The organism is Micromonospora sp. Mcm103, from assembly GCF_024519755.1.
In the GTDB taxonomy this organism is placed as follows: Bacteria; Actinomycetota; Actinomycetes; order Mycobacteriales; family Micromonosporaceae; genus Micromonospora; species Micromonospora aurantiaca.
Genome location: NZ_JALJRJ010000002.1, coordinates 24,732 through 38,084, shown reverse-complemented (window position 1 = coordinate 38,084; position 13,353 = coordinate 24,732). Strand labels below are relative to the sequence as shown.

The window sequence follows — 13,353 nt, the reverse complement described above, 5'->3', positions numbered from 1 at the left end:
CCTGCGCCAGGACGACGAGATCGGCCGGGAGCAGGAATACGTCTCGATGCTGTACGACCGGCTGGACGGCATGCGGGAACAGGCCGCCCGGCGGCTCGACGAGGAGTTGCGCCACACCGGTGGCACGCAGCAGGCCCGCTCGCAGCGCGACTCGACAGTGGCGATGTACGCCGACCAGGTCGAGCAGTTCTCCGCGGTGGAGAGTGGCCTGTGCTTCGGCCGCCTCGACGGCGACGACGGCGCGGTCCGCTACATCGGCCGGATCGGGATCTTCGACTCGTCCGGCGACTACGACCCGCTGCTGATGGACTGGCGCGCCCCCGCCGCCCGGCCGTTCTACCTGGCCACCGCCGCCAACCCGCAGGGCGTACGCCGCCGGCGCCATCTGCGCACCCGCGACCGCAAGGTGACCGGCCTCAACGACGAGGTGCTGGACATCACCGCCGCCTCCCCCACCGCGCACGAGGAGCTGACCGGCGAGGCGTCGCTGCTCGCTGCTCTCAACGCCGGGCGCACCGGCCGGATGCGCGACATCGTCGAGACCATCCAGGCCGAGCAGGACCGGATCATCCGGGCCGACCTGCCCGGCGTGATGGTGGTGCAGGGCGGGCCCGGCACCGGCAAGACGGCCGTGGCGCTGCACCGGGCCGCGTACCTGCTCTACACCCACCGCCAGCAGCTCTCCACCCGGGGCGTGCTGCTGGTCGGCCCGAACGCCACGTTCCTGCGCTACATCTCCCAGGTGCTGCCCACGCTGGCCGAGACCGGCGTGCTGCTGCGTACCCAGGCCGACCTGTTCCCCGGCGTACACGCCCGCCGCGCGGAGCCGGCCACCACCGCGGCGCTCAAGGGCCGCGCGGTGCTGGCCGACGTGCTCGCCGCCGCCGTCCGCGACCGGCAGTGGGTGCCCGACGAGCCGGTCACCATCGAGCTGCCGCAAAGGGAGGTGCTCACGCTCGACCCGGAGACCGTGCGGCAGGCCCGCGACCGGGTACGCCGCACCGGCCGCCCGCACAACCTGGCCCGCGCCCTGTTCGACGTGGAGATCGTGCACGCGCTCGCCGACCAGGTGGCCGAGCGGATCGGCGCCGACCCGCTGGGCGGGGAGAACCTGCTCTCCGAGGCCGACCGCGCGGAGATCCGCCGCGAGCTGCGCGAGGAGCCGGAGATCCGGGCCGCGCTGGACGAGCTGTGGCCGGTGCTCACCCCGCAACGCCTGCTCGCCGACCTGTACGCCTCGCCGGAGCGGATCGCCACCGCCGCGCCGATGCTCACCGACGACGAGCGGGCCGCGCTGCACCGCGAGCCGGGCGGCTGGACGCCCGCCGACGTGCCGCTGCTGGACGAGGCCGCCGAACTGCTCGGCGAGGACGAACGCGCCGCAGTGGCCCGCCGGGAGCGGATCCGGGCGCTGGAACGCGAGTACGCCGAGGGCGTGCTGGAGATCTGGCGCGGCTCCCGCTCCATCGACGTCGAGGACGAGGCCGACGGCGGTGAGATCCTCGGCGTCACCGACCTGATCGACGCCGACCGGCTCTCCGAGCGGCAGGAGGAGTCCGACCGGCTCACCACCGCCCAGCGCGCCGCCGCCGACCGGACGTGGGCGTTCGGGCACGTCATCGTCGACGAGGCGCAGGAGCTGTCGCCGATGGCGTGGCGGCTGCTGATGCGCCGCTGCCCGAGCCGGTCCATGACGATCGTCGGCGACGTGGCGCAGACCGGCGCGCTCGCGGGCACGCCGTCGTGGGGTGAGGCGCTGGCGCCGTACGTGGCGGACCGGTGGCGGCTGGAGGAGCTGACGGTCAGCTACCGCACCCCGGCCGAGATCATGGCGGTCGCCGCCGACGTGCTGGCCGCTATCGATCCGGCGCTGCGGCCGCCCCGCTCGGTACGCGCCACCGGCGTACCGCCGTGGGACCGGACCGTGCCGGCGGACCGGCTCGTGGCGGAGCTGGTCGAGGCCACGGCCCGGGAGGCCGCGTCGCTCGGCGACGGGCGACTCGGCGTGCTGGTGCCGACCGGCCGGGTGGACGAGCTGGGCGGCGCGGTGGTGACGGCACTGCCGGAGGCGACCGTCGGCGAGCAGCCTGAGCTGGCGAACCGGATCGTGGTGCTGACCACCGAGCAGGCAAAGGGCCTGGAGTTCGACTCGGTGCTGGTGGTCGACCCGGCCCGCATCGTCTCCGAGTCCCCCAGGGGCCACAGCGACCTCTACGTGGCCCTCACGAGAGCCACCCAGCGCCTGGGCATCCTCCGCACCCCCTGACTCCCCCTGTCCCGCCCGCCCGTGCCCCCTCGCCCTCGCTCCGCGATCATGGAGTTGCGGCCCCGGAAAACTCCATCAAACGGACAATCTTGGGGGCGGAAGTGCAAGATCGACGGGTGCCGGCTTTGCGGGGCGGCGGGGACGTGTCCGGGCGGCCTGTTCGCACCAGTTCGCCGGAGTGGCGGCCCGTTCGCCAGATCGGGGAAACGGCTACATCATGGCCGCCCTGACTGCGCCACTTCGGCGAAGTGGCGGGTGCGCAAGGGCGGGGCGGCCGGAGGCCGTCCCGCCCTTGCCGTGCTGCCTCGGTCAGCCCGGGTTGGGGCGGTTGTCGGTGAAGTTGCCCACCTGGGCACCGGTGGCCGAGTTGTCGCTCGTGGAACCGCCGGCCGGGGTGCTCAGGCCACCCGTACTCGCGTCGCCGGTCGTCGTCGGGGCCACCTTGCCCGGGTGCTTCTCGGGCTGGCGGGCCACCCGGCGCACACTCGCCGGACCCGCGGTACCGCCGGTCGTGGTCACCGCGCCCTGACCCCGGGTCGGTCCGCCGTCGCGCAGCACCGTCGGGTCGACGGGTACGTCCGCCGGGTCGTCCGGGTCGAGTTCCTGCCGCATCCGCTCGACGTCGGTCTGCGGCACCGTGACCTCGTCCAGCGCGCCCTCGCCGTACACGCCTCCGGCGACCCGCTGCTCGGCCCGCCGGGCTGCGTCCTGCCGCATGTCGTCCTCACGCACGTCAACCACCTCGCAGCTCTCTCGGGGTATCGGTGGTGCGTGCCCGAGGGCGGGTGGCTGAAACCGGAACCGGCGGCGGGAGGCCCGGTGTGCGCCCGGATGTCCGGTTCCGGCCGTGAGCCGAGCGCGGGGCCATTCGACGATGACCGGCGGTTACCTTGTCTCCGGGCCCGGGTAGACCCAGGGTGCCCCCGCCACAGAGCGCGAACCGCGCCGTGGCCGACCTGCGGTAGCGGGGCGAGGGTGTGCAGGTTAACGACTCATCAAATCCTGAGGAGGACCAGATGAGCACGCAGGCTGCATCCACCAGGCCGATGAACCGGCCGATGTCCGACGTCCAGAACCGGTCGAGCATGCAGGACACGTCGACCCGGCACATGCCGTCGATGCACGACGGTCACCGGGAGAACATGCCGTCCCCGGGTACGGAGACGAAGCAGGCGTTCCTGACCACCGAGTTCTGGGTGTACGCCGCAGCGGTCGCGGTCGTCGTGATCGCCGCGTTCTGGCGAGGCGCCGCCACCAACGGCCTGAACATCAACAACCCGAACCAGGCGTGGTGGTACCTGACCGCGCTGACCGGCGCGTACCTGGTCAGCCGTGGCCTGTCGAAGGCGGGCAGCGCGCGCCGCTCCGGCAAGGAGCGCCGCGGACGTTGACCGCACGCCGCGCGAACGGCGACGCCCCCGGGATCCGTCCCGGGGGCGTCGTCGCGTCTGCTCACTCCTCGCCGAAGTCCCCGAAGTCGTCGCCGCCGCCGTCGAACGCGTCGTCGAGCATCTCCCCGGCGATCATGCCGCCGGCGACACCCAGCGCGGCGCCCGCGACCACGCCGCCCATGCCCGGGCCGCGCCGTCCGTGGCTGGCGTAGCCGTGGTGACCCGGGTAGCCGTGGCCGCCGTGCGGCATGCCGAAGCCCTGGGCCCGCATGGTGCCGTAGCGGCCGGTGGTCTCCCGCAGCCAGCCGTCGACGACCTGCACCCAGTCGGTACGGGTGGCGTCGCTGTGCGGGACCGAGTAGCGGCCGATGACGTCGTGCCCGGGGCTGAGGAAGCCGCCGCGCTTGTCGCACTCCAGGATCACCTCGACGCCCTGCTGGCTGGTCACGAACGTCAGCTCGACCTCGGTGACCGTCTGCGCGTACTGCGGCGCGGCGAAGAACTCGATCTCCTGGTAGAACGGCAGCGTCTGCGGCACGCCGTAGATGTGGCCGCGCTCCAGGTCGGCGTGCTTGAACCGGAAGCCGAGCGCCTGGAACGCCTCCAGGATCCGCTCGTGGATCGGCAGCGGGTGCACCGACACCTGGTCCAGGTCGGACTTGTCGACGGCGCGGGCCACCGCCAGCTCGGTGCGCAGGCCCATCGTCATGCCGTGCAGGCGCTGGCCGTACACGTCGGTGATCGGGGTCTCCCACGGCACCGGCATCTGGAACGGGATGGAGAGCTGCTGCTTCGGCGCCAGCTCGAAGGCGCCGCTGACCGGCATCCGGTGGAACTCCATCACGCCCGCGTACTCGTGGTCGCCGCTCTCGATCTCGACGCGGGTGACCAGGCCGAGGTTGATCTGCTCGATCCGCGCCGGGCTGTCGCCGCCGACCAGGTTGACGTGACCGTCCAGGGTCAGCCCGGGCCGGGTGTTCGGGTTGGTGAGCACCGTGTCGACGCTCGGGCCACCCACGCCGAACGCGCTCAACATCTTCTTGAAGACCATCGGTCACTCCCGCTGAACGGCACTCCGACATGGACCGTCGGACGTTTCGTCAGGGCACCCTAAACGGCGGGGCTGAGAAGTGGCTGTGAGGCACGCCGCGGCCTCAGTCGGCGCGTACCACCACCAGCTCGCCGACCTGCTCGCCGAGCTGCCGGCGGGCCTCCGGCGGCAGGCCGCCGTCGGTGATCAGCACGTCCGCCTCCTCCAGCGGCGCGATGGTGGCGATGCCGATGGTCTCCCACTTGGTGTGGTCGGCGAGCACCACCAGCCGGCGAGCGGACCCGATGAGCCGCCGGTTCACCGCCGCCTCCAGCAGGTTCGGCGTGGTGAACCCGGTACGCGGGCTCATCCCGTGCACGCCGAGGAAGAGCAGATCGACGTTGAGGGCGGCGATGGCCGCCTCGGCGACCGGGCCGGTCAGCGCGTCCGACGGGGTACGGATGCCACCGGTCAGCACCACCGTCTGGTCGGCGCGGGGATTCTGGTAGAGCGCGTCGGCCACCGGGATCGAGTTGGTGACCACAGTCAGCCCGCGTACCTCGGCCAGCCGGGCGGCCAGCGCGGCGGTGGTGGTGCCGGCGGACAGCGCCACCGCCATCCCGGGCTCGACCAGGCCGGCGGCCCGCTCCACGATGGCGCGTTTCTCGGCCTGCTGGCGTACCGACTTGGCGGCGAAGCCGGGCTCCTCGGTGGAGCCCGGTCCGGCCAGCGTGGCGCCGCCGTGCACCTTGTCGATCAGGCCGCGGTCGGCCAGCACCTCCAGGTCGCGGCGGATCGTCATGTCGGACACACCGAAGCGGCTAACCAGGTGACTGACCCGGACGCCGCCGCTCTGGCGGATCAACTCCAGAATGGCGCTCTGCCGTTGCTGGGCGAGCATGGGGGACCTCCTCGGCGCGAACGGCCACGTACCGGTCAGGCGGTCGCGGGCACGGGCGCGGGCTCCTCGCGGACCACCGCCACCTCACCCGCCGGCACCTCCAGATCGCCGTCGCACCGGACGCCGCCGAGCAGCTCGGTGCCGGTGACCGCCAGCCGGGCCGGCCCGGTGGTGTGGTTGACCACGAACAGCCAGCTCCGATCCGCCGAGCGACGGCGGACCACCTCCACTCCGGGCGGCGCGCCCACCGGCGGACGGACACCCGTCTCGTCGAGCAGCCGGGCCACCAGCCGGTCGGTGGCCTCGTCGTCGAGCCGGGTGCCGACGTACCAGGCGGCGCCCGCGCCGACGGCGTTGCGGGTCAGCGCCGGCACGCCGGGCAGCGGCCCGTCGGTGTACGCGGCCAGCACGTCCGCGCCCTCGGCGTGCAGCCACTCGGTCCACACGTCGGCGCGGGCACCGTCGTCGAGGCGTACCGTCTCGCCGGCCCGCAGCGGGAAGAACTCCTCGACGCGTACGCCGAGCAGGTCGCGGAACGCGCCGGGATAGCCGCCGAGCCGGATGTGGTCGTGCTCGTCGACGATGCCGCTGAAGTAGGTGACCACAGCCGTGCCGCCCGCCTCCACGAACCGGCGCAGCGCGTCGGCGTCGGCGTCGCGGACGAGGTAGAGCGTGGGCACCAGGACGAGCCGGTAGCGGGACAGGTCGGCCGACGGGTGCACCACGTCGGCGGTGACCCCGGCCCGCCAGAGCGCGGCGTGCAGCGCGGACAGCCGGTCGGTGTAGGTGACGTCGACGCTCGGGTGGGAGTCGAGTTCGGCGCCCCACCATGCCTCGTAGTCGAACAGGATCGCCACGTCGGCGTCGACGCGGCTGCCGCGTACCTCGGCGAGCGCGCGCAGGTCGGCACCGAGCCGGCAGACCTCGCGGAACACCTTGGTGTCCGGCCCGGCGTGCGGCACCAGCGCCGAGTGGAACTTCTCCGCGCCGGCCCGGGAGGCCCGCCACTGGAAGAACAGCACCCCGTCGGCGCCGCGCGCGACGTGGGCGAGGCTGTTGCGGCGCATCTGGCCGGGCGTCTTCGCCACGTTGCGGGGCTGCCAGTTGACGGCGCTGGTGGAGTGCTCCATCAGCAGCCACGGCGCACCGCCGGCGACGCCCCGGGTGTGGTCGGCGGCCAGCGCCAGGTTGACCTGCGGCTGCGGGTCGGCGGCGGTGAGGTAGTGGTCGTTGGCGACCACATCCACGTCGGAGGCCCACGAGTGGTAGTCCAGATACTTGATGCCGGTGCCGATCATGAAGTTCGTGGTGACCGGCTGCGGGACGAGCCGGTTCAGCAGCTCCCGTTCGGCGCGCAGCTGGGCGCGCTGCTCGTCGGAGGAGAACCGCAGGAAGTCCAGCTGCTGGGTCGGGTTGGCGAACGTCGGCGCGGTACGCGGCGGGTTGATCTCGGCCCAGTCGTGGTAGCGCTGGCTCCAGAACGCGGTGCCCCAGGCAGCGTTGAGCGAGTCCAGGTCGCCGTAGCGCTCGCGCAGCCAGCCGCGGAACGCCTCGGCGCTGACGTCGCAGTAGCAGTGCACGTTGTGGCAGCCGAGTTCGTTCGAGACGTGCCAGAGCACCACGGCGGGGTGTCGCGCGTACCGGCGGGCGACGGCCTCGACCAGGGCGAGCGAGTGGTCCCGGAACACCGGCGAGCTGGGGCAGTACGCCTGCCGGCCGCCGGGCCAGAGCACCGTGCCGTCGGCCCGGCGGGGCAGCGTCTCCGGGTGCCGGTGTGCCAGCCACGGTGGTGGGCTGGCGGTGGCGGTGGCCAGGTCGACGCTGATGCCGCCGTCGTGCAGCAGGTCGATCGCCCGGTCCAGCCAGTCGAAGACGTACCGCCCCGGGGTGGGTTCGATCAGGGCCCAGGAGAAGATGCCGACCGAGACCAGGTTGACCCCGGCGCGTCGCATGAGGTCGACGTCCTCGGCCCACGTCTGCTCGGGCCACTGCTCCGGGTTGTAGTCGGCGCCGTACCAGATGCCCTCGCCGTGCCAGTTCCGCATGACAGCAGAGGTTGCCCCCGAACAGCACCCCAAGTCAACACTTTCCAACATCGACTGAAGTTCCAACGTTTACCGGCTCTTTGCCCTGTCCTGCCGCTGACAGCGTCGTCTTTTTGCCCTCTTGACAGCGCCGCGCCAAGGGGTAGCTTCAAGCGCCACCGGCTGTTTGTGTTCGGACGTGTGGATTCTCGGTGGATCTGCCACGGCCGACACGAACACCGCTCACCGCCAACGATCACGGTCCATGAGCGCAGCGCACCTCTTCCACGCAGGAGGCACCATGTCCCGTCCCCGCTCGCAAGCCGAATACCTCGCCCGGCTCGTACCCCCGTCCGTCGCCGGCCTGAACCGGCGCTCGCTGCTCGCCGGCGCGGCCGGCGCGGGGGCGCTGCTCGGCACCGGGCTGCTCGCCGGCTGCGGCGACTCCGACTCCGGGTCCGGCGGCGACGCCAAGAGCGTCTCGCTCGGCTCGAACCAGTCGGACCCGAAGCCCAAGGACGTCGTCGCCAAGGTGATGGACGGCTTCAAGACGTCCTCCGGCGTGACCGTCGACATCAACACGGTCGACCACAACACGTTCCAGGAGAACATCAACAACTACCTGCAGGGCAAGCCGGACGACGTGTTCACCTGGTTCGCCGGCTACCGGATGCGCTTCTTCGCCGCCAAGGGCCTGGCCGGTGACCTCAGCGACGTGTGGGGCAAGCTCGACGGCTACTCCGACGCGTTCAAGAAGGCGTCCACAGGCGACGACGGCAAGCAGTACTTCGTACCGGCGTCGTACTACCCGTGGGCCGTCTTCTACCGCAAGTCGGTGTGGCAGCAGCGCGGCTACGAGGTGCCGAAGACGCTGGACGACCTCAACACGCTCGGCGCGCAGATGAAGAAGGACGGCCTGAACCCGATCGCGTTCGCGGACAAGGACGGCTGGCCCGCGATGGGCACGTTCGACATCCTCAACCTGCGGATCAACGGCTACCAGTTCCACATCGACCTGATGGCCGGCAAGGAGGCGTGGACCTCCGACAAGGTGAAGAAGGTCTTTGACACCTGGGCCGGGCTGCTCCCCCTGCACCAGCCGGACTCGCTCGGCCGCACCTGGCAGGAGGCCGCGCAGTCGCTGCAGCAGAAGAAGAGCGGCATGTACCTGCTCGGCCTGTTCGTCGGCCAGCAGTTCAGCGGCGCCGACCTGGAGGACCTGGACTTCTTCACGTTCCCCGAGATCGACTCGACCATCGGCGCAAAGGCGCTGGACGCCCCGATCGACGGCTACATGATGGCCCGCAAGCCGAAGTCCAAGGACGCGGCGCAGAAGCTGCTGACGTACCTCGGCTCGAAGGAGGCGGCGGACATCACGGTCAAGAACGACCCGAGCACGCTCGTGGCCAACAGCGGCGCGGACACCGGCGCCTACACCGCGCTGCAGAAGAAGGCGGCCGAGCTGGTCGGCTCCGCCACCGAGATCGCCCAGTTCCTCGACCGCGACACCCGGCCGGACTTCGCCTCCACCGTGATGATCCCGGCGTTGCAGCAGTTCATCAAGGACCCGAAGGACATCAGCGGGCTGCTCACCAGCATCGAGAACCAGAAGAAGTCGATCTTCACCAGCTGACGGCGGAAGGGGGAAGGACATCATGTCCGACCTGCCCCTGATCCAAGCGGATCGCGCCGTGCCGCCGCCGGCCGCGACCACCACCAACGGTGGTCGCGGCCGCCGGCTACGGCTCCTGTCCCGCACCGACCGCGTGGTGATCACGCTGATGGTGCTGGTACCCCTGTTGCTCGTCACCGGGCTGGTCTGGCTGCCCGCGGTGGCGACGGTGCTGCTCTCCGGCACGAACTGGGACGGCATCGGCCCGATCAGCGAGATCGAGTGGGTCGGGGCCAAGAACTACGACGACGTGGTGAACATCTACCCGCCGTTCGTCCCCGCCGTGCAGAACAACCTGCTCTGGCTGGCCGCGCTGTTCGTGGTGGCCACCCCGTTCGGCATGTTCCTCGCCGTGTTGCTCGACAAGGAGATTCGGGGGAGTCGCTTCTACCAGACCGCGCTCTACCTGCCTGTGGTGCTGTCGCTGGCGCTCATCGGCTTCGTCTGGCAGCTCATCTACAGCCGCGACCAGGGGCTGCTCAACGGCGTGTTCGGCGGCGAGACCGACTGGTACGGCGACCCGAACGTCAACATCTGGGCCGTGCTTGTGGCGGCCGGCTGGCGGCACGTCGGCTACATCATGTTGCTCTACCTGGCCGGCCTGAAGGGCGTCGACCCGTCGTTGCGGGAGGCCGCCGCGGTCGACGGCTCCTCGGAGACCAGCACGTTCTTCCGGGTCGTCTTCCCGGTGATGCGCCCGATCAACATCATCGTGCTGGTGGTGACGGTGATCGAGTCGCTGCGCGCGTTCGACCTGGTCTGGGTCATCAACAAGGGCCGCAACGGGCTGGAACTGATCTCCGCGCTGGTCACCCAGAACGTGGTGGGCGAGGCGAGCCGGATCGGCTTCGGCTCCGCGCTGGCGACCATCATGCTGGCCGTCTCGCTGGTCTTCATCACCATCTACCTCTGGACCGTGATGCGGGAGGACAAGCGATGACCGCCGTCTCCGCCGGCCGCCGCCGCCCCGTGCGGCCCGCCCGGGTCGTCCTGCACCTGTTCCTGGGTACGGTCGCCGTGGGCTGGCTGTTCCCCATCCTCTGGGCGGTGCTCACCTCGTTCCGCTCCTACGAGTACACCGCCGCCAACGGCTACGTGTCGCTCGGCGGCTGGACGGTCGACAACTACGTCACCGCCTGGCGTACCGCCGAGTTCGGCAAGCACTTCCTCAACTCCGCGTACATCACCGTCCCGGCGGTGCTGCTCACGCTGTTCCTCGCCTCCTGCGTGGCGTTCGTGATCGCCCGGTTCAGCTGGAAGCTCAACATCGCGCTGCTCGGCCTGTTCACCGCGGCGAACCTGTTGCCGCAGCAGGCGCTGCTCATCCCGCTGTTCCGGATGTTCACCGAGATCCCGCTGCCGACCTGGATGAGCGACTCGGAGCTGCTGTACGACAGCTACTGGGGGCTGATCCTGGTCAACGTCGCGTTCCAGTGCGGCTTCTGCGTGTTCGTGCTCAGCAACTACATGAAGGCGCTGCCGCACGAGCTGTACGAGGCCGCGATGGTCGACGGGGCGAACGTGTGGCGGCAGTACTGGCAGGTCACGCTGCCGCTGTGCCGCCCGGCGCTCGCCGCCCTCGCCACGCTCGAGGTCACCTGGATCTACAACGAGTTCTTCTGGGCCACAGTGCTCATGCGTACCGGCGACAAGTTCCCGGTCACCAGCTCGCTGAACAACCTGCGCGGCGAGTTCTTCACCGACAACAACCTGGTCTCGGCCGGCTCGGTGCTGGTCGCGATCCCCACCCTGGTGATCTTCTTCCTGCTCCAGAAGCAGTTCGTCCGGGGTCTGACGCTGGGAGCCTCCAAGGGATGACGATCGTCCACCTGCGCCGCGCGCGGACCAGCCTGGTGCTCGACGCCCGCGGCCCGGGGCTGCCCCGGGTCGTGCACTGGGGCACCGATCTCGGCCCGCTGCCCGACGAGGACCTGCCCGCAGTCGTCGACGCCACGGTGCCGCCGGTGGTGCCGAGCAGCTTCGACGCGCCCACTGTGCTGTCGCTGCTGCCCGAGGCGAGCGCCGGGTGGAGCGGGCGGCCCGGTCTCGCCGGTCACCGCGACGGCCGGGACTGGTCGACGGCGTTCCGCCTCACCGGCCTCGACGTGCACGACGAGCCCGCGGCACCGGCGCCGCCGCTCGACGGTGTTGCCACGAGCGGACCCGGCGTGTTAGGAGGGGACCCTTTACCTGCACCAGGCGTTATCAAGGGGCCCTTCCTTTCCTCCGGGCGGGTCACGGTGCGGGCGGCGGACCCGGGCGCGGGGCTGAGCCTGACCGTCGAGATCACGCTGGACGCGGCGGGCGTGCTGACGCTGCGGCACCGGCTGCGCAACGACGGCGACGGCCGGTACGAGGTCCGGGAGCTGACGCCGGTGCTGCCGGTGCCGGCGGTCGCCACCGAGCTGCTCGACCTGACCGGCCGGTGGTGCCGGGAGCGCGCGCCGCAGCGGCACCCGTGGCCGATGGGCGCGTGGGTACGCGAGGGACGGCACGGCCGCACCGGCCACGACGCCACGCTGCTGCTGGTCGCGGGCACCGCCGGGTTCGGCTTCCGGCACGGCGAGGTGTGGGCGGTGCACACCGCGTGGAGCGGCGACCACGTCACCGCCGCCGAGCGCCGTCCGACAGGTGAGTCCACGCTCGGCGGCGGTGAGCTGCTCGCACCCGGCGAGATCGTGCTGGGGCCGGGCGAGGAGTACGCCACTCCCCTGCTCTACGCGGCGCACTCGGCCGACGGGCTGGACGGGCTCAGCGACGCGCTGCACACGCACCTGCGAGCACGCACGTCGCACCCGCGCACGCCCCGGCCGGTCACGCTGAACGTGTGGGAGGCGGTCTACTTCGACCACGACCTGGACCGGCTGCGGACACTGGCCGACCGGGCCGCCGAGGTAGGGGTGGAACGCTTCGTGCTCGACGACGGCTGGTTCTGCGGCCGGCGGCACGACCAGGCCGGGCTCGGCGACTGGTGGGTCGACGGCGAGGTCTGGCCGGACGGGTTGCAGCCGCTGATCGACCACGTTCGCGGGCACGGCATGCAGTTCGGGCTGTGGGTCGAACCGGAGATGGTCAACCCCGACTCCGACCTGTTCCGCGCCCACCCGGACTGGGTGCTCCAGGCGCCGGGCCGGCTGCCGCCACCGTGGCGGCACCAGCAGGTGCTCGACCTGGCCCACCCGGACGCGTACGCGTACCTGCTCGAACGGCTCGACGCGGTGCTGAGCGGGCACGACGGGCTCGCGTACCTGAAGTGGGACCACAACCGCGACCTCACCGAGGCCGGGCACGCCGGACGGCCGGGGGTGCACGCGCAGACCCTCGCGGTCTACCGGCTGCTGGACGAGCTGCGTGCCCGGCACCCGGACGTCGAGATCGAGAGCTGCTCCTCCGGCGGCGCCCGGGTCGACCTGGAGATCCTGCGCCGCACCGACCGGGTCTGGGCCAGCGACTGCAACGACGCGCTGGAACGGCTGTCCATCCAGCGCTGGACCGGCCTGCTGCTGCCGCCGGAACTGATCGGCACGCACATCGGCCCGGAACGCTCGCACACCACGCACCGCGTACACGACCTGAGCTTCCGCGCGGTCACCGCGCTGTTCGGCCACCACGGCATCGAGTGGGACATCAGCGCGATCGACGCCGGCGAGCGGGCCGAACTCGCCGCCTGGGTGGCGCTGCACAAGCGGCTGCGCCCGCTGCTGCACACCGGCCGGGTGGTCCGGGTCGACCACCAGGACCCGGCCGTGCAGGCCCACGGCGTGGTCGCCCACGACAGCTCCCATGCGGTGTACGCGGTCAGCCGGCTCGCCACCTCCGCGGCGCAGGTGCCGGGCGCGGTACGGCTGCCGGGGCTGGACCCGCAGCGGCGCTACCGGGTCCGCCCGCCCGCCGGAGTGCCGGAGCCCGCGGCGCTGGAGATGTCCCCGCCCGGCTGGCTGGCCTGGCCGGGCGACGGCATCACGGTGAGCGGTTCGGTGCTGGGCACTGTCGGCGTTCAGCTCCCCGCCCTGCACCCCGAACAGGCCCTCCTCCTGGAGGTCGCCGTCGTTGGCTGAGAGACGCCGGC

General features: G+C 71.6%; 10 protein-coding genes. 6 read left to right on the top strand and 4 right to left on the bottom strand.

Features of this window, described 5'->3' with window-relative positions; translation table 11 throughout:
• Positions 1 to 46 precede the first annotated feature (46 nt).
• Positions 47 to 2,266, top strand: coding sequence for a HelD family protein (locus OC439_RS02700; protein WP_262012400.1), 2,220 nt, complete (start codon positions 47 to 49; stop codon positions 2,264 to 2,266).
• A gap of 309 nt (positions 2,267 to 2,575) precedes the next feature.
• Here OC439_RS02700 and OC439_RS02695 read toward each other — a convergent pair whose 3' ends face one another.
• Complete coding sequence (locus OC439_RS02695; RefSeq protein WP_262012025.1) at positions 2,576 to 2,998, bottom strand: hypothetical protein; 423 nt, start codon at positions 2,996 to 2,998, stop codon at positions 2,576 to 2,578.
• A 284-nt stretch (positions 2,999 to 3,282) separates the two neighbouring features.
• Here OC439_RS02695 and OC439_RS02690 point away from each other — a divergent pair, with 284 nt between their 5' ends.
• On the top strand, positions 3,283 to 3,657 hold the full coding sequence (locus OC439_RS02690) for a hypothetical protein (protein ID WP_036343163.1): 375 nt from the start codon (positions 3,283 to 3,285) through the stop codon (positions 3,655 to 3,657).
• Positions 3,658 to 3,718: 61 nt separating this feature from the next.
• Here OC439_RS02690 and OC439_RS02685 read toward each other — a convergent pair whose 3' ends face one another.
• The 3 genes from OC439_RS02685 to OC439_RS02675 all read right to left on the bottom strand — a co-directional run bounded on the left by OC439_RS02685 (position 3,719) and on the right by OC439_RS02675 (position 7,633).
• A complete protein-coding gene (locus tag OC439_RS02685; RefSeq protein ID WP_262012024.1) occupies positions 3,719 to 4,708 on the bottom strand; it encodes a sporulation protein in 990 nt (329 codons plus the stop codon).
• A 103-nt stretch (positions 4,709 to 4,811) separates the two neighbouring features.
• Positions 4,812 to 5,588, bottom strand: a complete 777-nt coding sequence (locus tag OC439_RS02680) for a DeoR/GlpR family DNA-binding transcription regulator (protein WP_194802589.1) — start codon at positions 5,586 to 5,588, stop codon at positions 4,812 to 4,814.
• 35 nt (positions 5,589 to 5,623) lie between these two features.
• On the bottom strand, positions 5,624 to 7,633 hold the full coding sequence (locus OC439_RS02675) for a beta-galactosidase (protein WP_262012023.1): 2,010 nt from the start codon (positions 7,631 to 7,633) through the stop codon (positions 5,624 to 5,626).
• A gap of 280 nt (positions 7,634 to 7,913) precedes the next feature.
• Here OC439_RS02675 and OC439_RS02670 point away from each other — a divergent pair, with 280 nt between their 5' ends.
• Genes OC439_RS02670 through OC439_RS02655 form a run of 4 tightly spaced genes read left to right on the top strand, consistent with a single transcriptional unit; the run spans position 7,914 to position 13,342 of the window.
• Positions 7,914 to 9,245, top strand: a complete 1,332-nt coding sequence (locus tag OC439_RS02670; protein ID WP_262012022.1) for an ABC transporter substrate-binding protein — start codon at positions 7,914 to 7,916, stop codon at positions 9,243 to 9,245.
• Between the two features lie 22 nt (positions 9,246 to 9,267).
• A complete protein-coding gene (locus tag OC439_RS02665; RefSeq protein ID WP_262012021.1) occupies positions 9,268 to 10,224 on the top strand; it encodes a carbohydrate ABC transporter permease in 957 nt (318 codons plus the stop codon).
• Positions 10,221 to 11,102: a carbohydrate ABC transporter permease gene (locus OC439_RS02660; RefSeq protein WP_262012020.1), complete on the top strand. Its 882-nt coding sequence runs from the start codon at positions 10,221 to 10,223 to the stop codon at positions 11,100 to 11,102. The genes OC439_RS02665 and OC439_RS02660 overlap by 4 nt, the downstream gene beginning before the upstream one ends.
• A complete protein-coding gene (locus OC439_RS02655; protein ID WP_262012019.1) occupies positions 11,099 to 13,342 on the top strand; it encodes an alpha-galactosidase in 2,244 nt (747 codons plus the stop codon). Before OC439_RS02660 ends, OC439_RS02655 begins: the two co-directional genes overlap by 4 nt.
• Positions 13,343 to 13,353: the final 11 nt, after the last annotated feature.

Coding starts and splice junctions, on each gene's coding strand:
- OC439_RS02700 (WP_262012400.1), top strand. CDS start 47: ATGCTGTACGACCGGCTGGACGGCATGCGGGAACAGGCCGCCCGGCGG.
- OC439_RS02690 (WP_036343163.1), top strand. CDS start 3,283: ATGAGCACGCAGGCTGCATCCACCAGGCCGATGAACCGGCCGATGTCC.
- OC439_RS02685 (WP_262012024.1), bottom strand. CDS start 4,708: ATGGTCTTCAAGAAGATGTTGAGCGCGTTCGGCGTGGGTGGCCCGAGC.
- OC439_RS02680 (WP_194802589.1), bottom strand. CDS start 5,588: ATGCTCGCCCAGCAACGGCAGAGCGCCATTCTGGAGTTGATCCGCCAG.
- OC439_RS02675 (WP_262012023.1), bottom strand. CDS start 7,633: ATGCGGAACTGGCACGGCGAGGGCATCTGGTACGGCGCCGACTACAAC.
- OC439_RS02670 (WP_262012022.1), top strand. CDS start 7,914: ATGTCCCGTCCCCGCTCGCAAGCCGAATACCTCGCCCGGCTCGTACCC.
- OC439_RS02665 (WP_262012021.1), top strand. CDS start 9,268: ATGTCCGACCTGCCCCTGATCCAAGCGGATCGCGCCGTGCCGCCGCCG.
- OC439_RS02660 (WP_262012020.1), top strand. CDS start 10,221: ATGACCGCCGTCTCCGCCGGCCGCCGCCGCCCCGTGCGGCCCGCCCGG.
- OC439_RS02655 (WP_262012019.1), top strand. CDS start 11,099: ATGACGATCGTCCACCTGCGCCGCGCGCGGACCAGCCTGGTGCTCGAC.